Origin of the sequence: Pseudomonas sp. NPDC086566 (assembly GCF_050280885.1) — a bacterium.
In the GTDB taxonomy this organism is placed as follows: domain Bacteria; phylum Pseudomonadota; class Gammaproteobacteria; order Pseudomonadales; family Pseudomonadaceae; genus Aquipseudomonas; species Aquipseudomonas vlassakiae.
In genome coordinates, this window is sequence record NZ_JBNNWD010000010.1 from 216,497 (window position 1) to 238,766 (window position 22,270).

Below are 22,270 nucleotides of genomic sequence, written 5' to 3' on the forward strand. Positions count from 1 at the left end.
CCGTTCAATCAGAACGGAATATCGTCATCGAAGCTGTCGAAGTCAGCTGCCGGCTGCGGTGCTGGCTGCTGCGGCGCCGGGCGCTGTTGCTGCTGCGGGCGCTGGGCCTGCTGGCGTGGCGGGGCCTGGTTGTACTGTTGCTGCTGGCCGCCACCCTGGTTGTAGTTGCCGCCACCCTGATTGTACGGGTCACCGCCCTGCTGCTGGCCCTGCGGACGACCGCCGAGGAGCTGCATGGTGCCGTTGATGTCAACGATGATCTCGGTGGTGTAACGCTTGATGCCGTCCTTTTCCCACTCGCGGGTCTGCAGCTTGCCTTCGATGTAGCACTGCGAACCTTTGCGCAGGTACTCGCCGGCGATTTCGGCAACCTTGCCGAACAGCGACACACGGTGCCACTCGGTACGCTCGACCTTCTGGCCCGACTGCTTGTCGGTCCACTGCTCGCTGGTGGCCAGGCTCAGGTTGGTCACGGCGTTACCGTTGGGCAGGTAGCGGACTTCGGGATCCTGGCCACAGGTGCCGACCAGAATGACTTTGTTAACCCCACGGGCCATAACGTTCTCCTAGGCTTCGCACGCCGAAGAGGCTGGATTCACCAGTCGCTCGAGGGTCGCACGGTCCAAAATTTTCGTATCCAGTTTGATATAGATGGCGGCTTCATCTGCCACCACCACGGCGTCGGTCACACCCGGCACGGCCATCAGGCGCTCGGTCAAGCCGGCTTCCCGAACGGCCTCTGGCGTCAGCGGCATGCGCAGGCTGGTCACATAGGGCGGCTCGTTCATGCGCAAGGCGACGACCAACCAGATGGCACACAGGACTGCGCAACCAAGGAACACCATGTTCAGCCCGCCGTGCTGGAACAGCCAGCCACCGAGGATGCCTCCCAGGGCAGCGCCGAGGAACTGGCTGGTGGAATACACCCCCATCGCCGTCCCCTTGCCACCAGCAGGCGACACCTTGCTCACCAGCGAAGGCAACGAGGCCTCCAGCAGGTTGAATGCGGTAAAGAATACCACGGTGCCAATCACCAGTCCGCGCAAACCGTCAGCCCACTGCCAGAAGAACACTTCCGTCAGCAGCAGGACACTGACCGCACCGGCCAGGACGCGTTTCATCTTGCGCTTTTTTTCGCCGTAGATGATGAACGGGATCATTGCAAAAAATGAGATCAACAGCGCGGTCAGGTATACCCACCAGTGCTGCTCCTTGGGCAGCTCTCCGCGTTCGACGAAGGCCAGCGGCAGCGCGACGAAGCTGGCCATGAGGATGGCATGGAGGATGAAAATGCCCGCATCCAGGCGCAGAAGGTCCGGATGACGCAGGGTCGGGCCGAGTGCCTGGCGCGCCACACCCGACTCGCGATGCTGCAATGTGCTGTGGGTATTGGGGACGACAAAGGCAATCAGCAGGATACCCACCAGCGCTAGTCCTGCGGTAGCCAGGAACAATCCTGACAAGCCGAAGTGGCTTGTGAGCAATGGGCCGATGACCATGGCCACGGCAAACGACAAGCCGATGCTCATGCCGATCATCGCCATCGCCTTGGTCCGGTGCTGCTCGCGGGTCAGGTCCGAGAGCAAGGCCATGACCGCGGCGGAAATCGCTCCGGCGCCCTGCAGGATACGCCCGGCGATTACCCCCCAGATGGAGTCTGCCTGAGCCGCCAGCAGGCTACCCAGGGCAAAGACCACCAGCCCCAGGTAAATGACGGGCCGGCGGCCAATGCGGTCGGAAATCATCCCGAACGGGATCTGCAATACCGCCTGGGTCAGGCCATAGGCGCCTATCGCCAGGCCGATCAGCGCAGGGGTAGCGCCGGCCAGGTCCATGCCGTAGGTGGCCAGCACCGGCAAGACCATGAACATGCCCAGCATACGAAAGGCAAAGACCAGGGCCAGGCCGCCAGCAGCGCGGGTTTCGCCGCTGCTCATGCGCTCGTTGTGGGTGTCGTGCATGGATAAACCTCGTGTGAACCGGCGGCGATTCTATCAGTCCGACAGCTTGACGGCATCTACGCGACGCTTTGCCGCGTACTGGCAGCGCGCCGTATACTTCCTTGTTTATGCCCGCCGAGCGAGGCCGCAGTGGACAAGATCCTGATTCGTGGGGCACGTACCCACAACCTGAAGAACATCGACCTGACCCTGCCGCGGGACAAGCTTATCGTGATCACCGGCCTGTCCGGATCCGGCAAGTCGTCCCTGGCGTTCGACACACTCTACGCCGAGGGCCAGCGCCGCTACGTGGAATCGCTGTCGGCCTATGCCCGGCAATTCCTGTCGATGATGGAAAAGCCCGACGTCGACACGATCGAAGGCCTGTCGCCGGCGATTTCCATCGAGCAGAAGTCGACATCGCACAACCCAAGGTCGACGGTCGGCACCATCACCGAGATCTACGACTACCTGCGCCTGCTGTACGCCCGCGTCGGTACGCCGCGCTGCCCGGACCATGACATCCCACTGGAAGCGCAAACGATCAGCCAGATGGTCGACTTGGTACTGGAGCGCCCTGAAGGCAGCAAGCTGATGCTGCTGGCGCCGGTCGTGCGCGAGCGCAAGGGTGAGCACCTGGCGGTATTCGACGAGTTGCGCGCCCAGGGCTTCGTGCGTGCGCGGGTCAACGGCAAGCTTTATGAGCTCGACGAACTGCCGAAGCTGGACAAGCAGAAGAAGCACAGCATCGATGTGGTAGTGGACCGTTTCAAGGTCCGCGCCGACCTGCAACAGCGCCTGGCCGAGTCGTTCGAAACCGCGCTGAAGCTGGCCGATGGCATCGCCTTGGTAGCGCCCATGGACGACGAGCCCGGCGAAGAGATGATCTTCTCCGCGCGCTTCGCCTGCCCGGTGTGCGGCCACGCGATCAGCGAACTGGAGCCGAAGCTGTTCTCCTTCAACAACCCGGCCGGTGCCTGCCCGACCTGCGATGGCCTTGGGGTGAAGCAGTTCTTCGATACCAAGCGCCTGGTCAACAGCGAGCTGACCCTGGCCGAAGGCGCGATTCGCGGCTGGGACCGGCGCAACGTGTATTACTTCCAGATGCTCGGCTCGCTGGCCGCGCATTACGGCTTCAGCCTGGAAGAGCCGTTCGGTGAACTGTCAGCCGAGCACCAGAAGGTGATCCTGCAAGGCAGCGGCAAGCAGAGCGTCGACTTCAAGTACCTCAACGACCGCGGCGATATCGTCAAGCGCTCGCACCCGTTCGAAGGCATCGTGCCGAACCTCGAACGCCGCTATCGCGAGACCGAATCGGCCACCGTGCGTGAAGAGCTGGCCAAGTTCCTCGGCACCCAGCCCTGCCCGGATTGTCGTGGCACCCGCCTGCGCCGCGAAGCCCGCCACGTGTGGGTTGGCGAGAAGACCCTGCCGGCAGTGACCAACCTGCCGATCGGTGAGGCCAGCAGCTATTTCGGTGACCTGACCCTGACCGGCCGCCGCGGCGAGATTGCGGCAAAGATCCTCAAGGAGATCTGCGAACGCCTGCAGTTCCTGGTCAACGTCGGCCTCGACTACCTGACCCTCGATCGCAGTGCCGACACGCTGTCTGGCGGTGAGGCCCAGCGTATCCGCCTGGCCAGCCAGATTGGTGCCGGCCTGGTCGGAGTGATGTACATCCTTGACGAACCGTCCATCGGTCTTCATCAACGGGACAACGACCGCCTGCTGGCCACCCTCAACCACCTGCGCGACCTGGGTAACACGGTGATCGTGGTGGAGCACGACGAGGACGCCATACGTCTGGCCGACTACGTGGTGGACATCGGCCCAGGTGCCGGCGTGCACGGTGGCCAGATCGTTGCTGAGGGCTCGCCACAGGAGGTCATGGACCACCCAGATTCGCTGACCGGCAAGTACCTGTCCGGCCGCAAGAAGATCGTCGTGCCCGCCAAGCGCACCCCGCGCAACAAAAAACTGCAGCTCAAGCTCAAGGGCGCACGCGGCAACAACTTGCAGAACGTCGACCTTGAAATCCCGATCGGTCTGCTGACCTGCGTGACCGGCGTGTCCGGCTCGGGCAAGTCGACGCTTATCAACAACACCCTGTTCCCCCTCGCCGCCACTGCCCTCAATGGTGCAAGCACCCTGGAAGCTGCGCCGCACACCAGCATGGACGGCCTGCAGCACCTGGACAAGGTGGTGGATATCGACCAGAGCCCGATCGGCCGCACACCGCGCTCGAACCCGGCTACCTACACCGGTATCTTCACGCCGATTCGCGAACTGTTCTCCGGCGTGCCGGAATCGCGCTCGCGCGGCTACGGCCCTGGGCGCTTCTCGTTCAACGTCAAGGGTGGCCGTTGCGAGGCCTGCCAGGGCGATGGCCTGATCAAGGTCGAGATGCACTTCCTGCCGGACATCTACGTGCCCTGCGACGTTTGCAAAAGCAAGCGCTACAACCGGGAAACCCTGGAGATCAAGTACAAGGGCAAGAACATCCACGAAGTGCTGGAAATGACCATCGAGGATGCCCGTGCGTTCTTCGATGCGGTACCGGCGCTGGCGCGCAAGCTGCAGACGCTGATGGACGTGGGTCTTTCGTACATCAAGCTGGGGCAATCGGCGACCACCCTGTCCGGTGGCGAGGCGCAACGGGTGAAGCTGTCCCGCGAGCTGTCCAAGCGCGACACCGGCAAGACCTTGTACATCCTCGACGAGCCGACCACCGGCCTGCACTTCGCCGACATCCAGCAGCTGCTGGACGTGCTGCACCGCCTGCGTGACCACGGCAACACCGTGGTGGTGATCGAGCACAACCTGGATGTGATCAAGACAGCCGACTGGCTGGTGGACCTGGGGCCGGAAGGTGGTTCCAAGGGCGGGCAGATCATTGCCTGCGGTACCCCGGAAGAGCTGACCAAGATGAAACAGTCGTATACCGGGCACTACCTCAAGCCGCTGCTGGAGCGTGACCGGGCCTGACGGTTGCGGGTGACATGAAAAAAAGCCCCTGGCACCGTGAATGCCAGGGGCTTTTTCGTGAAGCTGTGGATAACTTACATCTGCGACTGCAGGTAGTTCTCCAGGCCGATGGCCTTGATCAGGCCCTGCTGCTTCTCCAGCCAGTAGGTGTGATCTTCTTCGGTGTCAGCCAGTTGCGCGCGCAGAATGTCGCGGCTGATGTAGTCCTTGTGCAGTTCGCACAATTCGATGCCTTTGCACAGCGCGCCACGCACCTTGTACTCGAGCTTGAGGTCGGCCTCGATCATTTCCGGCACGGTGCTGCCCACTTCGAGGTCGTCCGCGCGCATGTCGGGAGTGCCTTCGAGCATGAGAATACGGCGCATCAGGGCATCAGCGTGCTGCGTCTCTTCTTCCATCTCGTGGTTGATACGCTCGTAGAGCTTGGTCAGGCCCCAGTCTTCGTACATGCGCGAGTGGATGAAGTACTGGTCGCGAGCCGCCAGTTCGCCCTTCAGCAACGTGACGAGGTAGTTGATAACGTCCGGGTGACCTTGCATCGCCCTGATTCTCCCTGTGAAAACGACTAATGCACATAGTGTGAACCAGCTTTTGCGCGCGGTCACTGAAAAACGCGCAATTAGATGCAAAAAATCGGTTAAACAGTAGTGATATTCATTGAAAAACCGCCCAAATGAGGGCGGTTCTTCTTATCACTTCGACTTAGGCGAGATTCACGCCCAGTGCCTTGGCGATGCCTTCGCCGTACGCCGGGTCAGCCTTGTAGAAGTACTGCAACTGGCGCTGGATCACGTCTTCGCTGACACCCGCCATGGTGCCTGCGATGTTGCTGATCAGCAGTGCCTTCTGCTCGTCGCTCATCAGGCGGAACAGCGCACCGGCGTGGCTGTAGTAATCCTGGTCTTCGCGGTGGTCGTGGCGATCCGCCGCGCCGCTGAGGGCCAGTGCAGGTTCGGCGTGGCGTGGCGACTGCTTCGGCGCATAGGCGTAGCTGTTGGGCTCATAGTTCGGCGCGCTGCCGTAGCTGCCCATGGCCATCGAGCCATCACGCTGGTAGCTGTTCACCGGGCTGCGCGGGGCGTTCACCGGCAACTGCTGGTGGTTGGTGCCCACACGGTAGCGGTGTGCGTCGGCGTAAGCGAATACGCGGCCCTGCAGCATGCGGTCAGGCGACAGGCCGACACCCGGGACCATGTTGCTCGGGCCGAATGTTGCCTGTTCCACTTCGGCGAAGTAATTGAGCGGGTTGCGGTTGAGCTCCAGCACACCGACTTCGATCAATGGGTAGTCCTTCTGCGACCAGGTCTTGGTCACGTCGAACGGGTTCTCGTCACGGCTTGCCGCCTCGGCCTCGCTCATCACCTGAATGCATACGGTCCAGCGCGGGAAATCGCCACGCTCGATGGCCTCGAACAGGTCACGCTGGGCGTAGTCCGGGTCAGTACCGGCCAGGCGAGCTGCGTCGGCCGGAGCCAGGTTCTTGATGCCTTGCTGGGTTTTGAAGTGCCATTTGACCCAGGTGCGCTCGCCTTGGGCATTGATCAGACTGTAGGTGTGGCTGCCGAAGCCGTGCATGTGCCGGTAACCGTCCGGGATACCGCGGTCGGAGAACAGGATGGTGACCTGGTGCAGCGCCTCGGGCGAGTGCGACCAGAAGTCCCACATCATCTGGGCGTTCTTCAGGTTGGTTTGTGGGTGGCGCTTCTGGGTGTGGATAAAGTCCGGGAACTTGAGCGGGTCGCGGATGAAGAACACCGGGGTATTGTTGCCAACGATGTCCCAGTTGCCTTCCTCGGTGTAGAACTTGACCGCAAAGCCACGTGGGTCACGCTCAGTATCCGCCGAGCCACGCTCGCCGCCGACCGTCGAGAAGCGCAGGAAGGTCTCGGTCTGCTTGCCAATCTGTTCGAACAGCTTGGCACTGGTGTACGAGGTGATATCGCGGGTGACGGTGAAGGTACCGTAGGCACCCGAGCCTTTGGCGTGCACACGGCGCTCAGGGATGTTCTCACGGTTGAAGTGAGCGAGCTTCTCGATCAGGTGGAAGTCGTCGAGCAGCAGCGGGCCGCGTGGGCCTGCGGAGCGGGAATTCTGGTTGTCGGCTACAGGTGCACCGCTGGCGGTGGTGAGAATCTTGCTCATGGGCTCTCCTAATCGGTCTTCATATGCCGGCTACCGGCTTGAGAAGGAGTATCGATGAGCGGTAGCTTCAGAACAAATTCATTACATGACTTGTATCAATAGAAATAAACAATACCTACAGCTACAAAAAACCGGGCACTAGGCCCGGTTCTTTGTAGCAGACAGAACGTCTTACTCAGCAGCTTCTACAGCACCGCCGACCGGACGATCAACCAGCTCGACGTACGCCATAGGCGCGTTGTCGCCAGCGCGGAAACCGCACTTCAGGATGCGCAGGTAGCCGCCCTGACGGGTGGCGTAACGCTTGCCCAGGTCGTTGAACAGTTTGCCAACAGCGGACTTCGAACGGGTACGGTCGAAGGCCAGACGACGGTTAGCAACGCTGTCTTCCTTGGCCAGGGTGATCAGCGGCTCGGCAACGCGGCGCAGTTCCTTGGCTTTCGGCAGGGTGGTTTTGATCAGCTCGTGCTCGATCAGCGACACTGCCATGTTCTGGAACATAGCCTTGCGGTGAGAGCTGGTACGGCTCAGGTGACGTCCACTTTTACGATGACGCATGATTCATTCCTTACCAAACACTACGTTCGGTGATTACGACGATCAGGCGGTCGCCTTGTCGTCTTTCTTAAGACTTGCAGGCGGCCAGTTGTCGAGGCGCATGCCGAGAGACAGACCACGAGAGGCCAGAACGTCCTTGATTTCAGTCAGGGACTTCTTGCCCAGGTTAGGAGTCTTCAACAGCTCTACTTCGGTACGCTGAATCAGGTCGCCGATGTAGTAGATGTTCTCCGCCTTGAGGCAGTTGGCCGAACGTACAGTCAGTTCCAGGTCGTCAACCGGGCGCAGCAGGATCGGATCGATCTCGTCTTCCTGCTCGACTACGACAGGCTCGCTGTCACCTTTGAGGTCGACGAACGCGGCCAACTGCTGTTGCAGGATGGTCGCAGCGCGGCGGATAGCCTCTTCAGGATCCAGGGTGCCGTTGGTTTCCAGATCAATGACCAGCTTGTCCAGGTTGGTACGCTGTTCAACACGGGCGTTTTCGACCACATAGGCGATACGACGCACCGGGCTGAACGAAGCGTCCAGCTGCAGACGGCCAATGCTACGGCTTTCGTCTTCGTCGGTTTGACGGGAGTCAGCCGGCTCGTAACCGCGACCACGAGCTACGGTGAGCTTCATGTTCAGGGCGCCGTTGGACGCCAGGTTCGCGATTACGTGATCGGGGTTGACGATCTCGACATCGTGATCCAGCTGAATATCGGCAGCGGTAACCACCCCCGAACCCTTTTTCGACAAGGTCAGCGTAACTTCGTCACGACCGTGCAGTTTGATAGCCAGGCCTTTCAGGTTCAACAGGATTTCAATGACGTCTTCCTGAACACCTTCGATCGCGGAGTACTCGTGGAGTACGCCATCGATCTCGGCCTCGACTACTGCACAGCCAGGCATGGAGGACAACAGGATGCGGCGCAGCGCGTTGCCCAGGGTATGGCCGAAACCACGCTCGAGAGGCTCGAGCGTAATCTTGGCGCGGGTCGGACTGACTACCTGCACATCAATATGGCGGGGAGTCAGGAACTCATTTACCGAAATCTGCATGGATGCACCTATTTTCTAGCCCTTACTTGGAGTAGAGCTCGACAATCAGGTTTTCGTTGATGTCGGCAGACAGATCGCCACGAGCAGGAACGTTCTTGAAAACGCCCGACTTCTTAGCAGAATCTACGTCTACCCACTCAACGCGGCCACGCTGGGCACACAGTTCAAGGGCTTGAACAATGCGCAGCTGGTTCAGCGACTTCTCGCGAACCGCGACCACGTCACCCGGACGAACTTGGTAGGATGGAATGTTTACAGTCTTACCGTTGACGCTGATCGCTTTGTGCGAAACCAGCTGACGGGATTCGGAACGAGTCGAACCGAAGCCCATACGGTAAACGACGTTATCCAGACGGCACTCGAGCAGTTGCAGCAGGTTCTCACCGGTTGCGCCTTTTTTCGAGGCAGCAGCCTGGTAGTAACCGCGGAACTGACGCTCCAGAACACCGTAGATACGACGGACTTTTTGCTTCTCGCGCAGCTGGGTACCGTAGTCGGACTGACGGCCACGGCGCTGGCCGTGGATACCTGGGGCTGCTTCGATGTTGCACTTCGATTCCAGAGCGCGAACGCCGCTCTTCAGGAACAGGTCGGTGCCTTCACGACGAGACAGTTTGCATTTTGGACCAATGTAACGTGCCATTCTTCTGTCTCCTGATTACACGCGACGCTTCTTCGGCGGACGGCACCCGTTGTGCGGGATAGGCGTCACGTCGGTGATGCTGGCGATCTTGTAGCCGCAGCTGTTCAATGCACGAACGGCGGATTCACGACCTGGACCTGGGCCCTTGACGTTGACGTCGAGGTTCTTCAGACCATATTCCAGCGCAGCTTGACCAGCACGCTCAGCAGCGATCTGGGCTGCGAACGGGGTGGATTTGCGCGAACCACGGAAACCCGAACCACCGGAAGTAGCCCAGGACAGTGCGTTGCCCTGACGGTCGGTGATGGTCACGATGGTGTTGTTGAAAGACGCATGGATGTGGGCGATGCCATCAACCACTGTCTTTTTGACTTTTTTACGAGGACGAGCAGCAGGTTTTGCCATGTCTATATTCCTGGGCGATTACTTGCGGATCGGCTTACGCGGGCCCTTACGGGTGCGTGCGTTGGTCTTGGTGCGCTGACCGCGAACCGGCAGACCTTTACGATGACGCAGGCCGCGGTAGCAACCCAGGTCCATCAAGCGCTTGATCTTCATGTTGATGTCACGACGCAGGTCACCTTCGGTGGTGAACTTCGCGACTTCGCCACGCAGGGTTTCGATTTGCTCGTCGCTCAGATCCTTGATCTTTGCGGCTGGGTTGACACCAGCGTCTGCACAGATCTTCTGTGCAGTTGTGCGACCGACACCATAGATGTAGGTCAGCGAGATAACAGTATGCTTGTTATCTGGAATGTTGACGCCTGCAATACGGGCCATTCAGTGGGACTCCAATTGACAGCTACCTACGCCCCGGAAGCCAAGAAATAGGGCGCGAGATAATATCGCTGTAGAAACGAATAATCAACCCAGCAGCACACTAGCTGCTGGGTTTGAAGCGCAGATCACACTCAGCCTTGGCGCTGTTTGTGACGCGGTTCCGCGCTGCAGATCACTCGTACGACGCCTTCGCGACGGATGATCTTGCAGTTGCGGCACAGCTTTTTCACCGATGCACGAACTTTCATTACCGACTCCTCGAACCTTAGGGGCGTATCAGCGCAGCAGACCGCTGCCACCGTAGCCTTTCAGGTTGGCTTTCTTCATCAGGGATTCGTACTGGTGCGAAACGAGGTGCGATTGTACTTGGGACATGAAGTCCATCACAACCACTACCACAATCAGCAACGAGGTCCCGCCAAGGTAGAACGGCACATTTGCTGCCACCACCAGGAACTGGGGCAGAAGGCAGACGGCCATCATGTAAAGAGCACCGAACATGGTCAGACGAGTCAGAACGCCATCAATGTAGCGTGCGGACTGCTCACCAGGACGGATACCCGGAATAAAGGCACCGGACTTCTTCAGGTTTTCCGCTACGTCTTTCGGGTTGAACATCAACGCTGTGTAGAAGAAGCAGAAGAAAATGATCCCCGCACTAAACAGCAGAATGTTCAACGGCTGACCAGGAGCGATCGACTGCGAGATGTCCTGCAGCCAGCCCATACCTTCGGACTGACCGAACCAGGCACCCAGCGAAGCCGGGAACAGCAGAATGCTGCTCGCGAAAATGGCTGGGATAACCCCTGCCATGTTCACCTTCAGCGGCAAGTGGCTGGTCTGCGCGGCAAAGACCTTGCGGCCCTGCTGACGCTTGGCGTAGTGAACGGCGATACGACGCTGACCACGCTCAATGAACACCACGAAACCGATGATCGCTACTGCAAGCAAACCGATTGCGACCAGGGCGAAAATGTTGATATCGCCTGTGCGTGCAGACTCGAAAGACTGCCCGATTGCTCTCGGAAGACCGGCAACGATACCTGCGAAGATCAACATCGAGATACCGTTACCCACACCGCGCTCGGTGATCTGCTCACCCAGCCACATCATGAACATCGCGCCTGCCACGAAGGTGGAGACAGCAACGACATAGAAGCCGAGCCCTACAGAAAACGCCACGCCCTGGTTGGCCAGGCCAATGGACATGCCAATGGCTTGAACCAGTGCCAGGATAACGGTGCCGTAGCGGGTGTACTGGCTGATCTTGCGACGGCCAGCTTCACCTTCCTTCTTCAACTGCTCCAGTTGCGGGCTGACCGCCGTCATCAGCTGCATGATGATCGATGCCGAGATGTACGGCATGATCCCCAGTGCAAAGATGCTCATGCGCTCAAGCGCGCCACCGGAAAACATGTTGAACAAGCTAAGAATGGTCCCCTCATTCTGCCGAAACAGATCCGCCAGACGGTCTGGATTGATGCCAGGAACCGGGATATGCGCACCTATCCGATAGACGATGATCGCCATGAACAGAAAGCGCAGACGAGCCCAGAGTTCCGACATCCCGCCCTTACCGAGCGAAGAGAGAGCACCTTGCTTAGCCATTTATTCCTCGAATTTGCCGCCAGCTGCTTCGATAGCCGCACGCGCACCCTTGGTGGCTGCGATGCCCTTGATGGTGACTGCGCGAGTGACTTCGCCAGACAGCATGATTTTCACACGCTGTACGTTCTGGCCAATCACGTTGGCGTCCTTCAGGGACTGTACGGAAACCACGTCGCCTTCCACCTTGGCCAGTTCGGACAGACGCACTTCAGCGCGGTCCATGGCTTTCAGGGAAACGAAGCCGAATTTCGGCAGACGACGGTGCAGCGGCTGTTGACCGCCTTCGAAGCCAGGAGCGATCGAACCACCGGAACGGGAGGTCTGACCCTTGTGGCCACGGCCGCCGGTCTTACCCAGACCGCTACCGATACCACGACCTGGACGATGCTTCTCGCGACGGGAACCCGGCGCTGGACTCAGATCATTGAGTTTCATCGATTAACCCTCGACCTTCAGCATGTAGTAAGCCTTGTTGATCATCCCGCGGTTCTCGGGAGTATCCTGGACTTCTACAGTGTGACCGATGCGACGCAGACCCAGACCCTTAACGCACAGTTTGTGGTTAGGCAGGCGGCCCGAGACGCTCTTGATCAGCGTTACTTTTACGGTTGCCATGATTAGAAGATCTCCTCAACGCTCTTGCCGCGCTTGGCAGCAATGGACTCAGGAGATTGCATGGCTTTCAGACCCTTGAAGGTGGCGTAAACCACGTTCACTGGGTTGGTCGAACCGTAGCACTTGGCCAGGACGTTCTGAACACCAGCAACTTCCAGGACGGCACGCATTGCACCGCCGGCGATGATACCGGTACCTTCCGAAGCAGGCTGCATGTAAACCTTCGAGGCGCCGTGGGCAGCCTTGGTGGCGTACTGCAGGGTGGTGCCCTTCAGGTCAACCTGGATCATGTTGCGACGTGCAGCTTCCATGGCTTTCTGGATCGCAGCAGGTACTTCGCGCGATTTGCCACGGCCGAAACCAACGCGACCCTTGCCATCACCCACCACGGTCAGCGCGGTGAAGGTGAAGATACGGCCGCCTTTTACGGTTTTAGCTACGCGGTTAACTTGAACCAGCTTCTCGATGTAGCCTTCGTCGCGCTTTTGATCGTTATTTGCCATAACTTAGAACTCCAGCCCGCCTTCACGAGCAGCATCAGCCAGCGCTTTGACGCGGCCGTGGTACTTGAAGCCGGAACGGTCAAAGGCAACTTGAGATACACCGGCGGCTTTCGCGCGCTCAGCTACCAGCTTGCCAACCTTAGTGGCCGCGTCGATGTTGCCAGTGGCGCCATCACGCAGGTCTTTGTCCAAGGTCGAGGCGCTTGCCAGAACCTTGCTGCCGTCGGCCGAAATGACCTGGGCGTAGATGTGCTGCGAGGAGCGGAACACGCACAGGCGCACGACTTCGAGTTCGTGCATCTTGAGACGTGCTTTGCGAGCGCGACGCAGTCGAATAACTTTTTTGTCGGTCATTTGCTAGGCCCTACTTCTTCTTGGCTTCTTTACGACGGACTGCTTCGTCCGCGTAACGCACACCCTTGCCTTTGTAAGGCTCTGGCGGACGGAACCCGCGGATTTCAGCGGCCACCTGACCTACCAGCTGCTTGTCGATACCCTTGATCAGGATGTCGGTCTGGCTAGGAGTTTCAGCGGTGATGCCGGCTGGCAGTTCGTAGTCCACTGGGTGAGAGAAGCCCAGGGCCAGGTTCAGGACGGTGCCTTTGGCCTGTGCCTTGTAACCAACACCGACCAGCTGGAGCTTGCGCTCGAAGCCTTGGCTTACGCCTTGGACCATGTTGTTGACCAGAGCGCGGGTAGTACCGGCCATGGCGCGAGCTTGCTGGTCACCATTGCGAGCGACGAAACGCAGCTCACCAGACTCTTCGGTAACTTCAACAGACGAGTGAACGTTCAGTTCGAGAGTGCCTTTGGCACCCTTCACCGAAAGCTGCTGGCCGGCGAATTTGACTTCGACGCCTGCTGGCAGCTTAACGGGGTTCTTAGCGACGCGAGACATGTCTATCCCCCCTTAGAACACTGTGCAGAGAACTTCGCCGCCGACACCGGCAGCGCGCGCAGCGCGATCAGTCATCACACCTTTGTTGGTGGAGACAATAGACACGCCCAGGCCGCCACGTACTTTCGGCAGCTCAGCGACGGACTTGTACTGGCGCAGGCCTGGACGGCTGGAGCGCTTCAGTTCCTCGATGACCGGACGGCCTTCGAAGTACTTCAGTTCGATCGACAGGGAAGGCTTGGCTTCACCAGTAACCTGGTAGCCAGCGATGTAACCTTCGTCCTTCAGAACTTTGGCAACCGCGACCTTCAGGGTGGAGGAAGGCATGCTTACGACGGACTTTTCAGCCATCTGGGCATTACGGATGCGAGTTAGCATGTCCGCTAACGGGTCCTGCATACTCATGGGCTAGATGCTCCTGATACAAGAAATATTAGCCTTGCGGCTATCACAACCACCCGAGCGGGCAGGGTAAAAAACCCAGGCTCAGGTGAGCCGGTCATTCTAGACATAAGGCAGAAACGAAACAAGCCCCACGAGGGGGCTTGTTTGTTGGCGAGGTCACCGATGGTCGGAAGATTGCTCCCCTTCCATCGGGATCACACCTATAGCGATTACCAGGAGGCCTTGACCAGACCTGGTACGTCGCCGCGCATTGCAGCTTGACGCAGCATGTTACGGCCCAGGCCGAACTTACGGTATACACCGTGAGGACGACCAGTCAGGCGGCAACGGTTGCGCAGACGCGCAGCGCTGGCATCACGTGGCTGCTTCTGCAGAGCGACAACGGCAGCGAAACGCTCTTCTGGAGAGGCGTTCAGGTTGACGATGGTCGCTTTCAGCTCAGCACGCTTTTTGGCGAACTTGGCTACCGTGAGCTGACGCTTCAGCTCGCGGTTCTTCATGCTCTTCTTGGCCATTTTCCTACTCCAATCAGTTGCGGAACGGGAATTTGAATGCACGCAGCAGAGCGCGGCCTTCGTCATCCGAACGAGCAGTGGTGGTCAGGGTGATGTCCAAACCGCGCAGAGCATCGATCTTGTCGTAATCGATTTCCGGGAAGATGATCTGCTCTTTCACGCCCATGCTGTAGTTGCCACGACCATCGAAGGACTTGGCATTCAGGCCGCGGAAGTCGCGTACCCGAGGCAGGGAGATCGCCAGCAGGCGGTCCAGGAATTCGTACATCTTGTCGCTACGCAGGGTCACCTTGACGCCGATCGGCCATCCTTCACGGACTTTGAAGCCCGCGATGGATTTACGAGCGAAAGTCACGACCGGCTTTTGACCGGTGATCTTTTCCAGGTCGGCAACAGCGTGCTCGATGACTTTCTTGTCGCCGATCGCTTCGCCCAGACCCATGTTCAGGGTGATCTTGGTAACGCGCGGAACTTCCATCACGTTCGACAGCTTAAGTTCTTCCTTAAGCTTAGGAGCGATTTCGTTCCGGTAAATCTCTTTCAGTCGTGCCATGGTCTTCTACCTAGCAGTGTTCAAGCATCAACCGCTTTTTGGGTCGACTTGAAGACACGAATTTTCTTACCGTCTTCTACTTTGAAACCAACGCGGTCAGCCTTGTTGGTTTCGCCGTTGAAGATGGCAACGTTGGAAGCGTGCAGAGGCGCTTCTTTTTCGACGATACCGCCCTGAACGCCCGCCATCGGGTTAGGCTTGGTATGGCGCTTGACCAGGTTCACACCACCGACGACCAGACGGTCATCAGCCAGAACCTTCAGCACCTTACCGCGCTTACCTTTGTCTTTGCCGGCGATCACGATGATCTCGTCGTCACGACGAATCTTTTGCATGTCGGATCTCCTTACAGCACATCAGGGGCGAGCGAGACGATCTTCATGAACTTCTCAGTACGAAGTTCACGGGTCACTGGCCCGAAGATGCGAGTGCCGATCGGCTCTTGCTTGGTGTTCAGCAGAACAGCAGCGTTGCCGTCGAAACGAATGATGGAACCGTCAGCGCGACGTACACCGTGACGGGTACGGACGACAACAGCAGTCATCACTTGGCCTTTTTTGACCTTACCGCGCGGAATTGCTTCCTTGACGGTTACTTTGATGATGTCACCGATGCCGGCGTAACGGCGGTGCGAACCGCCGAGAACCTTGATGCACATGACGCGACGAGCGCCGCTGTTATCGGCCACATCGAGCATGGATTGAGTCTGAATCATAAAATTTCTCCGACCCCTAGCCCTTAGACTTCAACAGCGCGTTCGAGGACTTCAACCAGTGCCCAGGACTTGGTCTTGGCCAGCGGACGGGTTTCACGGATGGAAACCTTGTCGCCGATTTTGCACTGGTTGGATTCGTCGTGCGCGTGCAGCTTAGTCGAACGCTTAACGTATTTACCGTAGATCGGGTGCTTTACGCGACGCTCGATCAGAACGGTGATGGTCTTGTCCATTTTGTCGCTGACGACACGGCCAGTCAGCGTACGGACGGTTTTTTCAGCTTCAGCCATGATCACTTACCTGCCTGCTGGTTAAGCACAGTTTTCACGCGAGCGATGTCACGCTTAACTTGCGAGAGCAGGTGCGACTGCCCCAACTGGCCAGTTGCCTTCTGCATACGCAGATTGAACTGGTCGCGCAGCAAGCCGAGCAGTTGCTCATTCAGTTGCTGTGCAGATTTTTCACGAAGTTCATTCGCTTTCATCACATCACCGTCCGCTTAACAAAGGAGGTGGCGAGAGGCAGCTTTGCAGCAGCCAGGGCGAAAGCTTCGCGCGCCAGCTCTTCAGAAACACCCTCGATCTCGTACAGGACCTTGCCTGGCTGGATCTGGGCAACCCAGTACTCCACGGAGCCCTTACCTTTACCCATACGAACCTCGAGAGGCTTCTTGGAGATCGGCTTGTCCGGGAACACACGGATCCAGATCTTGCCGCCACGCTTGACGTGACGGGTCAGCGCACGACGTGCGGACTCGATCTGGCGAGCGGTGAGGCGACCGCGAGCAACAGCTTTCAGGGCGAATTCGCCGAAGCTGACTTTGCTACCGCGCAGTGCCAGACCACGGTTGTGGCCAGTCATCTGCTTGCGGAATTTTGTACGCTTTGGTTGCAACATTTGGCGTACCCCTTACTTAGCAGCTTTTTTACGAGGCGCTGGTGCTTGTGGTTTCAGTTCTTCTTGGCGACCACCAATAACTTCGCCTTTGAAGATCCAAACCTTCACACCGATCACACCGTAAGTGGTGTGAGCTTCGTAGGTGTTGTAGTCGATATCGGCACGCAGGGTGTGCAGCGGCACACGACCTTCGCGATACCACTCGGTACGAGCAATCTCAGCACCGCCGAGACGACCGCTCACCTGGATCTTGATGCCCTTGGCACCAATACGCATGGCGTTCTGTACGGCGCGCTTCATGGCGCGACGGAACATTACGCGGCGTTCCAGCTGCTGAGCTACGCTCTGCGCAACCAGCATAGCGTCGAGTTCCGGCTTGCGGATCTCTTCGATGTTGATGTGCACAGGCACACCCATCTGCTTGGTCAGGTCCTGACGCAGCTTCTCGACATCTTCACCTTTCTTCCCGATAACGATACCTGGACGAGCGGTGTGGATGGTGATGCGTGCAGTTTGAGCCGGACGATGAATATCGATACGGCTTACGGACGCGCTTTTTAGTTTGTCTTGGAGGTACTCACGCGTTTTCAGATCCTTCAACAGGTAATCTGCGTAAGTAGCACCGTCTGCGTACCAGACGGAGGTGTGCTCCTTGACGATTCCCAGGCGAATGCCAGTGGGATGTACTTTCTGACCCATCTGATCGACTCCGTTACTTGTCCGCAACCTTGACAGTGATATGGCAAGACCGCTTGACGATGCGATCAGCACGGCCTTTGGCACGTGGCATGATGCGCTTCAGCGAACGCCCTTCGTTGACGAAGACGGTGGAGACCTTCAGGTCATCAACGTCTGCGCCTTCGTTGTGTTCGGCGTTGGCTACGGCCGACTCGAGGACTTTCTTCATGATTTCAGCGGCTTTTTTGCTGCTGAAGGCCAACAGGTTGAGCGCTTCGCCCACCTTCTTCCCGCGGATCTGGTCGGCGACCAAGCGGGCTTTCTGGGCGGAGATGCGAGCGCCCGACAACTTAGCGGCTACTTCCATTTCCTTACCCCTTAACGCTTGGCTTTCTTGTCAGCCACGTGCCCGCGATAGGTGCGGGTACCGGCGAACTCGCCCAGTTTGTGGCCGACCATGTCTTCGTTCACGAGAACTGGGACATGCTGGCGACCGTTGTGAACCGCGATGGTCAGACCGACCATTTGTGGCAGGATCATCGAACGGCGAGACCAGGTTTTAACTGGCTTGCGATCGTTCTTCTCCACCGCCACTTCGACCTTCTTCAACAGGTGAAGATCGATAAAAGGACCTTTTTTCAGAGAACGTGGCACTGTCGTATCCCTCTAGTTACTTGCGACGACGGACGATCATGTTGTCGGTACGCTTATTACCGCGGGTCTTCGCACCCTTGGTTGGGAAGCCCCATGGCGATACCGGATGACGACCACCGGAGGTACGACCTTCACCACCACCATGTGGGTGGTCAACCGGGTTCATGGCAACACCACGAACGGTTGGGCGAACGCCGCGCCAGCGTTTGGCACCAGCTTTACCCAGCGAACGCAGGCTGTGCTCGGAGTTCGAGACTTCACCCAGGGTCGCACGGCACTCAGCCAGGACTTTACGCATTTCACCAGAGCGCAGACGCAGGGTCACGTAGACACCTTCACGAGCGATCAGCTGAGCCGAAGCACCAGCGGAACGTGCGATCTGAGCACCCTTACCCGGCTTCAGTTCGATGCCGTGAATGGTGCTACCTACTGGAATGTTGCGCAGCTGCAAGGAGTTACCGGCCTTGATTGGGGCCAGGGCACCTGCGATCAGCTGGTCGCCAGCGCTCACGCCTTTAGGGGCGATGATGTAGCGACGCTCACCGTCTGCGTAGCACAGCAGGGCGATGTGAGCAGTACGGTTTGGATCGTATTCGATACGCTCGACAGTGGCTGGGATGCCATCTTTGTCGTTGCGACGGAAGTCGACCAGACGGTAATGCTGCTTGTGACCACCACCAACGTGACGAGTGGTAATGCGGCCATTGTTGTTACGACCACCAGACTTCGATTTTTTCTCGATCAGCGGTGCGTGAGGAGCGCCTTTGTGCAGCTCCTTGTTGACCACCTTGACCACGAAACGGCGGCCAGGGGAAGTCGGTTTGCATTTAACGATTGCCATGATGCACCCCTTCCTTACTCAGCACTGCTGCTGAAATCGAGATCTTGGCCTGGCTGAAGGGAGACGATCGCCTTCTTCCAGTCATTACGCTTGCCCAGACCACGTGCGGTACGCTTGGTTTTACCCAGAACGTTAACAGTCGACACGTTTTCAACTTTTACGTTGAACAGGCCTTCGACAGCTTTCTTGATTTCCAGCTTGGTTGCATCGGTAGCAACCTTGAATACGAACTGGCCTTTTTTCTCAGCCAGAACGGTAGCCTTCTCGGAAACGTGCGGGCCAAGGAGGACTTTGAATACGCGTTCCTGGTTCATCCCAGCAGCTCCTCGAATTTCTTCACGGCCGAGACGGTGATCAACACCTTCTCGTATGCGATCAGACTGACCGGGTCGGAACCTTGAACGTCACGTACGTCGACGTGCGGCAGGTTGCGAGCAGCCAGGTACAGGTTCTGATCAACAGCGTCGGAAACGATCAGTACGTCGTTCAGACCCATGCCGTTCAGCTTGTTCAGCAGATCTTTGGTTTTCGGCGCTTCAACAGCGAAGTCCTGAACCACGACCAGACGGTCGCTACGCACCAGCTCAGCGAGGATGGAGCGCAGGGCTGCGCGGTACATCTTCTTGTTGAGCTTCTGCGAGTGATCTTGAGGACGAGCTGCGAAGGTTACACCACCGCCACGCCAGATCGGACCACGAGTGGTACCAGCACGAGCACGGCCAGTACCCTTCTGACGCCATGGGCGCTTACCGCCACCAGCCACGTCGGAACGGGTCTTCTGCTGCTTGGTGCCCTGACGGCCGCCAGCCATGTAGGCTACGACTGCTTGGTGTACCAGCGTCTCGTTGAATTCGCCACCGAAAGCCAGTTCGGAAACTTCGATCGCCTGAGCGTCATTTACATTAAGTTGCATGTCAGTATCCCCTTAACCGCGAGCCTTGACAGCTGGACGTACAACCACGTCGCCGCCAGTAGCGCCAGGAACGGCACCCTTGACGAGCAGCAGGTTGCGCTCAGCGTCTACGCGAACTACTTCCAGGGACTGAACAGTCACGCGCTCGGCGCCCATGTGACCGGACATTTTCTTGCCCTTGAACACACGACCAGGAGTCTGGCACTGGCCGATGGAACCTGGGACACGGTGCGACACGGAGTTACCGTGGGTGTTGTCCTGGCCACGGAAGTTCCAGCGCTTGATGGTACCGGCGAAGCCTTTACCTTTGGACTGACCAGTAACGTCAACCAGCTGGCCTGCAGTGAAGAGTTCAGCTTTGATCGAGTCGCCAGCCTGGAACTCGCCTTCTTCAAGACGGAACTCCCAGACACCGCGACCAGCGGCAACGTTGGCCTTGGCGAAGTGACCTGCCTGAGCGGCAGTCACACGCGAAGCACGACGCTCGCCGACAGTGACTTGCACTGCACGGTAGCCATCGGTTTCTTCAGTTTTGAACTGGGTGACACGATTCGGCTCGATCTCAATGACCGTGACCGGAATGGAGACACCTTCTTCGGTGAAAATGCGGGTCATACCGCACTTGCGACCGATTACACCAATAGTCATGTTGTAAACCTCATGAGTGTACGGGGCTTTCACCCGCTATGGCCGCCCATTTCAGAGCGTTACACGACTAGACCGAAGTCTTAGCCGAGGCTGATCTGTACTTCCACACCTGCCGCCAGATCGAGCTTCATCAGCGCGTCAACGGTTTTATCCGTTGGCTGGACGATGTCCAGAACACGCTTATGAGTGCGAATCTCGTACTGGTCACGCGCGTCTTTATTGACGTGCGGGGAGACCAGAACGGTGAAACGCTCTTTGCGGGTAGGCAGTGGAATTGGACCACGCACTTGTGCACCAGTACGTTTCGCGGTTTCCACGATTTCCTGGGTGGATTGGTCGATCAGGCGATGGTCGAAAGCCTTCAACCTGATACGGATTTGCTGATTTTGCATTGGATTTCAGACTCCAGGCTGTTCCCAACGGACGCACTACGCCCGCTAAAAGGAGGCGTGATTCTATAGACGCCCCCATTTAGTGTCAACCCAATAAAAAAAACCCCCGCTGAGCGGGGGTTTTTTCAATCGGTCGAGTGATTACTCGATGATTTTGGCTACGACGCCGGCGCCGACGGTACGACCGCCTTCACGGATAGCGAAGCGCAGACCGTCTTCCATTGCGATGGTCTTGATCAGGGTGACAGTCATCTGAATGTTGTCACCTGGCATTACCATTTCAACGCCTTCCGGCAGTTCGCAGTTACCGGTCACGTCAGTGGTACGGAAGTAGAACTGAGGACGGTAGCCTTTGAAGAACGGAGTGTGACGACCGCCTTCTTCCTTCGACAGGACGTAGACTTCTGCGGTGAACTTGGTGTGCGGCTTGACCGAACCTGGCTTGACCAGAACCTGGCCACGCTCAACGTCGTCACGCTTGGTACCACGCAGCAGAACGCCGCAGTTCTCGCCAGCACGGCCTTCGTCCAGCAGCTTGCGGAACATCTCAACACCGGTGCAGGTGGTGGTGGAGGTGTCACGCAGACCAACGATTTCCAGCGGATCCTGAACGCGGACGATACCACGCTCGATACGACCGGTAACAACGGTACCACGACCCGAGATCGAGAATACGTCTTCGATTGGCATCAGGAATGGCTGGTCGATGGCACGAACTGGCTCAGGGATGTAGGCATCCAGAGTTTCTACCAGCTTCTTGACAGCGGTAGTACCCATTTCGTTGTCATCTTTGCCTTCCAGAGCCATACGAGCCGAACCGATGATGATCGGAGTGTCGTCGCCTGGGAAGTCGTAGGTGGACAGCAGGTCGCGAACTTCCATTTCGACCAGTTCCAGCAGCTCAGCGTCGTCTACCAGGTCAGCCTTGTTCAGGAAGACCACGATGTACGGAACGCCAACCTGACGGGACAGCAGGATGTGCTCACGGGTTTGTGGCATCGGACCATCGGCGGCCGAGCAAACCAGGATCGCGCCGTCCATCTGGGCAGCACCGGTGATCATGTTCTTCACGTAGTCAGCGTGACCTGGGCAGTCAACGTGAGCGTAGTGACGAATGTTCGAGTTGTACTCGACGTGAGCGGTGTTGATGGTGATACCGCGCGCTTTTTCTTCCGGAGCCGAGTCGATCTTGTCGAACTCAACGACTGCCGAACCGAAAACTTCGGAGCAGACGCGAGTCAGAGCTGCGGTCAGAGTGGTCTTACCGTGGTCAACGTGGCCGATGGTGCCGACGTTAACGTGGGGAAGGGAACGATCAAATTTTTCTTTAGCCACGACAGTGA

At 58.2% G+C, this 22,270-nt stretch carries 34 protein-coding genes; 1 reads left to right on the plus strand and 33 read right to left on the minus strand.

The window, feature by feature from the left end:
• Positions 1-8 precede the first annotated feature (8 nt).
• Both ACQKPS_RS22805 and ACQKPS_RS22810 read right to left on the minus strand, forming a co-directional pair.
• Positions 9-557, minus strand: a complete 549-nt coding sequence (locus ACQKPS_RS22805) for a single-stranded DNA-binding protein (protein WP_103448767.1) — start codon at positions 555-557, stop codon at positions 9-11.
• 9 nt (positions 558-566) lie between these two features.
• On the minus strand, positions 567-1,961 hold the full coding sequence (locus ACQKPS_RS22810) for an MFS transporter (RefSeq protein WP_427605667.1): 1,395 nt from the start codon (positions 1,959-1,961) through the stop codon (positions 567-569).
• 129 nt (positions 1,962-2,090) lie between these two features.
• Here ACQKPS_RS22810 and uvrA point away from each other — a divergent pair, with 129 nt between their 5' ends.
• On the plus strand, positions 2,091-4,925 hold the full coding sequence (gene uvrA / locus ACQKPS_RS22815; protein WP_254481634.1) for an excinuclease ABC subunit UvrA: 2,835 nt from the start codon (positions 2,091-2,093) through the stop codon (positions 4,923-4,925).
• 74 nt (positions 4,926-4,999) lie between these two features.
• On the opposite strand, the gene bfr is transcribed toward uvrA, so the two are convergent.
• From bfr to tuf, 31 genes are all read right to left on the minus strand, one after another.
• Positions 5,000-5,464, minus strand: coding sequence for a bacterioferritin (gene bfr / locus ACQKPS_RS22820; RefSeq protein WP_016715322.1), 465 nt, complete (start codon positions 5,462-5,464; stop codon positions 5,000-5,002).
• A gap of 163 nt (positions 5,465-5,627) precedes the next feature.
• Positions 5,628-7,067 carry a catalase gene (locus ACQKPS_RS22825; RefSeq protein ID WP_427605668.1) on the minus strand — a complete coding sequence of 480 codons (1,440 nt, stop codon included), beginning with the start codon at positions 7,065-7,067 and terminating at the stop codon, positions 5,628-5,630.
• Between the two features lie 171 nt (positions 7,068-7,238).
• Positions 7,239-7,625 (minus strand): 50S ribosomal protein L17, encoded by a 387-nt coding sequence (gene rplQ / locus ACQKPS_RS22830; protein WP_003255451.1) that lies wholly within the window; start codon positions 7,623-7,625, stop codon positions 7,239-7,241.
• A gap of 42 nt (positions 7,626-7,667) precedes the next feature.
• Positions 7,668-8,669 carry a DNA-directed RNA polymerase subunit alpha gene (locus ACQKPS_RS22835; RefSeq protein ID WP_003255452.1) on the minus strand — a complete coding sequence of 334 codons (1,002 nt, stop codon included), beginning with the start codon at positions 8,667-8,669 and terminating at the stop codon, positions 7,668-7,670.
• A 22-nt stretch (positions 8,670-8,691) separates the two neighbouring features.
• The gene (gene rpsD, locus ACQKPS_RS22840; protein WP_027917844.1) at positions 8,692-9,312 is read right to left on the minus strand and encodes a 30S ribosomal protein S4; all 621 of its coding nucleotides are present in this window, start codon (positions 9,310-9,312) and stop codon (positions 8,692-8,694) included.
• 15 nt (positions 9,313-9,327) lie between these two features.
• Positions 9,328-9,717, minus strand: coding sequence for a 30S ribosomal protein S11 (gene rpsK, locus ACQKPS_RS22845; protein WP_003255454.1), 390 nt, complete (start codon positions 9,715-9,717; stop codon positions 9,328-9,330).
• A gap of 18 nt (positions 9,718-9,735) precedes the next feature.
• Entirely contained in the window at positions 9,736-10,092 is a 357-nt protein-coding gene (gene rpsM / locus ACQKPS_RS22850) for a 30S ribosomal protein S13 (protein ID WP_003255457.1), read from the minus strand.
• Positions 10,093-10,223: 131 nt separating this feature from the next.
• On the minus strand, positions 10,224-10,340 hold the full coding sequence (rpmJ, locus tag ACQKPS_RS22855; RefSeq protein WP_002555468.1) for a 50S ribosomal protein L36: 117 nt from the start codon (positions 10,338-10,340) through the stop codon (positions 10,224-10,226).
• 28 nt (positions 10,341-10,368) lie between these two features.
• A complete protein-coding gene (gene secY / locus ACQKPS_RS22860) occupies positions 10,369-11,700 on the minus strand; it encodes a preprotein translocase subunit SecY (RefSeq protein ID WP_016393394.1) in 1,332 nt (443 codons plus the stop codon).
• A complete protein-coding gene (rplO, locus tag ACQKPS_RS22865) occupies positions 11,701-12,135 on the minus strand; it encodes a 50S ribosomal protein L15 (protein ID WP_023382625.1) in 435 nt (144 codons plus the stop codon).
• A 3-nt stretch (positions 12,136-12,138) separates the two neighbouring features.
• The gene (gene rpmD / locus ACQKPS_RS22870; protein ID WP_003255463.1) at positions 12,139-12,315 is read right to left on the minus strand and encodes a 50S ribosomal protein L30; all 177 of its coding nucleotides are present in this window, start codon (positions 12,313-12,315) and stop codon (positions 12,139-12,141) included.
• 2 nt (positions 12,316-12,317) lie between these two features.
• Positions 12,318-12,818 carry a 30S ribosomal protein S5 gene (rpsE, locus tag ACQKPS_RS22875; RefSeq protein ID WP_003255465.1) on the minus strand — a complete coding sequence of 167 codons (501 nt, stop codon included), beginning with the start codon at positions 12,816-12,818 and terminating at the stop codon, positions 12,318-12,320.
• Positions 12,819-12,821: 3 nt separating this feature from the next.
• Positions 12,822-13,172 (minus strand): 50S ribosomal protein L18, encoded by a 351-nt coding sequence (gene rplR, locus ACQKPS_RS22880; RefSeq protein ID WP_003255467.1) that lies wholly within the window; start codon positions 13,170-13,172, stop codon positions 12,822-12,824.
• 10 nt (positions 13,173-13,182) lie between these two features.
• Positions 13,183-13,716 (minus strand): 50S ribosomal protein L6, encoded by a 534-nt coding sequence (rplF, locus tag ACQKPS_RS22885; protein ID WP_186603319.1) that lies wholly within the window; start codon positions 13,714-13,716, stop codon positions 13,183-13,185.
• Between the two features lie 12 nt (positions 13,717-13,728).
• Positions 13,729-14,121: a 30S ribosomal protein S8 gene (gene rpsH / locus ACQKPS_RS22890; protein WP_009681971.1), complete on the minus strand. Its 393-nt coding sequence runs from the start codon at positions 14,119-14,121 to the stop codon at positions 13,729-13,731.
• 209 nt (positions 14,122-14,330) lie between these two features.
• Entirely contained in the window at positions 14,331-14,636 is a 306-nt protein-coding gene (gene rpsN / locus ACQKPS_RS22895) for a 30S ribosomal protein S14 (RefSeq protein ID WP_012316516.1), read from the minus strand.
• A 13-nt stretch (positions 14,637-14,649) separates the two neighbouring features.
• Positions 14,650-15,189, minus strand: a complete 540-nt coding sequence (rplE, locus tag ACQKPS_RS22900) for a 50S ribosomal protein L5 (protein ID WP_003255474.1) — start codon at positions 15,187-15,189, stop codon at positions 14,650-14,652.
• Positions 15,190-15,209: 20 nt separating this feature from the next.
• Positions 15,210-15,524 carry a 50S ribosomal protein L24 gene (rplX, locus tag ACQKPS_RS22905; RefSeq protein ID WP_016715319.1) on the minus strand — a complete coding sequence of 105 codons (315 nt, stop codon included), beginning with the start codon at positions 15,522-15,524 and terminating at the stop codon, positions 15,210-15,212.
• A gap of 11 nt (positions 15,525-15,535) precedes the next feature.
• The gene (rplN, locus tag ACQKPS_RS22910) at positions 15,536-15,904 is read right to left on the minus strand and encodes a 50S ribosomal protein L14 (RefSeq protein ID WP_427605669.1); all 369 of its coding nucleotides are present in this window, start codon (positions 15,902-15,904) and stop codon (positions 15,536-15,538) included.
• 23 nt (positions 15,905-15,927) lie between these two features.
• Positions 15,928-16,194 (minus strand): 30S ribosomal protein S17, encoded by a 267-nt coding sequence (gene rpsQ, locus ACQKPS_RS22915; protein WP_008089812.1) that lies wholly within the window; start codon positions 16,192-16,194, stop codon positions 15,928-15,930.
• A 2-nt stretch (positions 16,195-16,196) separates the two neighbouring features.
• Entirely contained in the window at positions 16,197-16,388 is a 192-nt protein-coding gene (gene rpmC, locus ACQKPS_RS22920) for a 50S ribosomal protein L29 (protein ID WP_002555481.1), read from the minus strand.
• On the minus strand, positions 16,388-16,801 hold the full coding sequence (gene rplP, locus ACQKPS_RS22925; RefSeq protein WP_003255479.1) for a 50S ribosomal protein L16: 414 nt from the start codon (positions 16,799-16,801) through the stop codon (positions 16,388-16,390). The genes rpmC and rplP overlap by 1 nt, the downstream gene beginning before the upstream one ends.
• Before the next feature lie 12 nt (positions 16,802-16,813).
• Positions 16,814-17,500: a 30S ribosomal protein S3 gene (gene rpsC, locus ACQKPS_RS22930; RefSeq protein ID WP_003255481.1), complete on the minus strand. Its 687-nt coding sequence runs from the start codon at positions 17,498-17,500 to the stop codon at positions 16,814-16,816.
• Positions 17,501-17,513: 13 nt separating this feature from the next.
• Entirely contained in the window at positions 17,514-17,846 is a 333-nt protein-coding gene (gene rplV, locus ACQKPS_RS22935; RefSeq protein WP_003103908.1) for a 50S ribosomal protein L22, read from the minus strand.
• A gap of 11 nt (positions 17,847-17,857) precedes the next feature.
• Complete coding sequence (gene rpsS, locus ACQKPS_RS22940; RefSeq protein ID WP_003255482.1) at positions 17,858-18,133, minus strand: 30S ribosomal protein S19; 276 nt, start codon at positions 18,131-18,133, stop codon at positions 17,858-17,860.
• A 16-nt stretch (positions 18,134-18,149) separates the two neighbouring features.
• Positions 18,150-18,974 carry a 50S ribosomal protein L2 gene (rplB, locus tag ACQKPS_RS22945; protein WP_003255483.1) on the minus strand — a complete coding sequence of 275 codons (825 nt, stop codon included), beginning with the start codon at positions 18,972-18,974 and terminating at the stop codon, positions 18,150-18,152.
• Positions 18,975-18,988: 14 nt separating this feature from the next.
• On the minus strand, positions 18,989-19,288 hold the full coding sequence (gene rplW / locus ACQKPS_RS22950; RefSeq protein WP_003255484.1) for a 50S ribosomal protein L23: 300 nt from the start codon (positions 19,286-19,288) through the stop codon (positions 18,989-18,991).
• Complete coding sequence (gene rplD / locus ACQKPS_RS22955) at positions 19,285-19,887, minus strand: 50S ribosomal protein L4 (protein WP_027917846.1); 603 nt, start codon at positions 19,885-19,887, stop codon at positions 19,285-19,287. The genes rplW and rplD overlap by 4 nt, the downstream gene beginning before the upstream one ends.
• Before the next feature lie 12 nt (positions 19,888-19,899).
• Positions 19,900-20,535: a 50S ribosomal protein L3 gene (gene rplC / locus ACQKPS_RS22960; RefSeq protein ID WP_027917847.1), complete on the minus strand. Its 636-nt coding sequence runs from the start codon at positions 20,533-20,535 to the stop codon at positions 19,900-19,902.
• A gap of 80 nt (positions 20,536-20,615) precedes the next feature.
• A complete protein-coding gene (gene rpsJ, locus ACQKPS_RS22965; RefSeq protein WP_003186070.1) occupies positions 20,616-20,927 on the minus strand; it encodes a 30S ribosomal protein S10 in 312 nt (103 codons plus the stop codon).
• 141 nt (positions 20,928-21,068) lie between these two features.
• Positions 21,069-22,262, minus strand: a complete 1,194-nt coding sequence (gene tuf, locus ACQKPS_RS22970; RefSeq protein ID WP_054881963.1) for an elongation factor Tu — start codon at positions 22,260-22,262, stop codon at positions 21,069-21,071.
• Positions 22,263-22,270: the final 8 nt, after the last annotated feature.

Excerpts from the sequence above, each read along its gene's own strand:
- rpsJ (WP_003186070.1), bottom strand. The coding sequence starts at position 20,927 with ATGCAAAATCAGCAAATCCGTATCAGGTTGAAGGCTTTCGACCATCGC.
- rplQ (WP_003255451.1), bottom strand. The coding sequence starts at position 7,625 with ATGCGTCATCGTAAAAGTGGACGTCACCTGAGCCGTACCAGCTCTCAC.
- rpsE (WP_003255465.1), bottom strand. The coding sequence starts at position 12,818 with ATGGCAAATAACGATCAAAAGCGCGACGAAGGCTACATCGAGAAGCTG.
- rplB (WP_003255483.1), bottom strand. The coding sequence starts at position 18,974 with ATGGCAATCGTTAAATGCAAACCGACTTCCCCTGGCCGCCGTTTCGTG.
- ACQKPS_RS22805 (WP_103448767.1), bottom strand. The coding sequence starts at position 557 with ATGGCCCGTGGGGTTAACAAAGTCATTCTGGTCGGCACCTGTGGCCAG.
- ACQKPS_RS22835 (WP_003255452.1), bottom strand. The coding sequence starts at position 8,669 with ATGCAGATTTCGGTAAATGAGTTCCTGACTCCCCGCCATATTGATGTG.
- rpsN (WP_012316516.1), bottom strand. The coding sequence starts at position 14,636 with ATGGCCAAGAAGAGCATGAAGAACCGCGAGCTGAAGCGTCAGCTCACG.
- bfr (WP_016715322.1), bottom strand. The coding sequence starts at position 5,464 with ATGCAAGGTCACCCGGACGTTATCAACTACCTCGTCACGTTGCTGAAG.
- rplF (WP_186603319.1), bottom strand. The coding sequence starts at position 13,716 with ATGTCTCGCGTCGCTAAGAACCCCGTTAAGCTGCCAGCAGGCGTCGAA.
- rplW (WP_003255484.1), bottom strand. The coding sequence starts at position 19,288 with ATGAACCAGGAACGCGTATTCAAAGTCCTCCTTGGCCCGCACGTTTCC.
- rplD (WP_027917846.1), bottom strand. The coding sequence starts at position 19,887 with ATGCAACTTAATGTAAATGACGCTCAGGCGATCGAAGTTTCCGAACTG.
- ACQKPS_RS22825 (WP_427605668.1), bottom strand. The coding sequence starts at position 7,067 with ATGAGCAAGATTCTCACCACCGCCAGCGGTGCACCTGTAGCCGACAAC.
- rplR (WP_003255467.1), bottom strand. The coding sequence starts at position 13,172 with ATGACCGACAAAAAAGTTATTCGACTGCGTCGCGCTCGCAAAGCACGT.
- rpmD (WP_003255463.1), bottom strand. The coding sequence starts at position 12,315 with ATGGCAACCGTAAAAGTAACGCTGATCAAGAGCGTCTCGGGCCGCCTG.
- rpsQ (WP_008089812.1), bottom strand. The coding sequence starts at position 16,194 with ATGGCTGAAGCTGAAAAAACCGTCCGTACGCTGACTGGCCGTGTCGTC.
- rpsC (WP_003255481.1), bottom strand. The coding sequence starts at position 17,500 with ATGGGTCAGAAAGTACATCCCACTGGCATTCGCCTGGGAATCGTCAAG.
- rpsD (WP_027917844.1), bottom strand. The coding sequence starts at position 9,312 with ATGGCACGTTACATTGGTCCAAAATGCAAACTGTCTCGTCGTGAAGGC.
- rplX (WP_016715319.1), bottom strand. The coding sequence starts at position 15,524 with ATGCAAAAGATTCGTCGTGACGACGAGATCATCGTGATCGCCGGCAAA.
- rplO (WP_023382625.1), bottom strand. The coding sequence starts at position 12,135 with ATGAAACTCAATGATCTGAGTCCAGCGCCGGGTTCCCGTCGCGAGAAG.
- rpmJ (WP_002555468.1), bottom strand. The coding sequence starts at position 10,340 with ATGAAAGTTCGTGCATCGGTGAAAAAGCTGTGCCGCAACTGCAAGATC.
- rpmC (WP_002555481.1), bottom strand. The coding sequence starts at position 16,388 with ATGAAAGCGAATGAACTTCGTGAAAAATCTGCACAGCAACTGAATGAG.
- rplC (WP_027917847.1), bottom strand. The coding sequence starts at position 20,535 with ATGACTATTGGTGTAATCGGTCGCAAGTGCGGTATGACCCGCATTTTC.
- rpsK (WP_003255454.1), bottom strand. The coding sequence starts at position 9,717 with ATGGCAAAACCTGCTGCTCGTCCTCGTAAAAAAGTCAAAAAGACAGTG.
- rplE (WP_003255474.1), bottom strand. The coding sequence starts at position 15,189 with ATGGCACGACTGAAAGAGATTTACCGGAACGAAATCGCTCCTAAGCTT.
- secY (WP_016393394.1), bottom strand. The coding sequence starts at position 11,700 with ATGGCTAAGCAAGGTGCTCTCTCTTCGCTCGGTAAGGGCGGGATGTCG.
- rpsH (WP_009681971.1), bottom strand. The coding sequence starts at position 14,121 with ATGAGTATGCAGGACCCGTTAGCGGACATGCTAACTCGCATCCGTAAT.
- ACQKPS_RS22810 (WP_427605667.1), bottom strand. The coding sequence starts at position 1,961 with ATGCACGACACCCACAACGAGCGCATGAGCAGCGGCGAAACCCGCGCT.
- rpsM (WP_003255457.1), bottom strand. The coding sequence starts at position 10,092 with ATGGCCCGTATTGCAGGCGTCAACATTCCAGATAACAAGCATACTGTT.
- rplP (WP_003255479.1), bottom strand. The coding sequence starts at position 16,801 with ATGTTGCAACCAAAGCGTACAAAATTCCGCAAGCAGATGACTGGCCAC.
- rplN (WP_427605669.1), bottom strand. The coding sequence starts at position 15,904 with ATGATTCAGACTCAATCCATGCTCGATGTGGCCGATAACAGCGGCGCT.
- rplV (WP_003103908.1), bottom strand. The coding sequence starts at position 17,846 with ATGGAAGTAGCCGCTAAGTTGTCGGGCGCTCGCATCTCCGCCCAGAAA.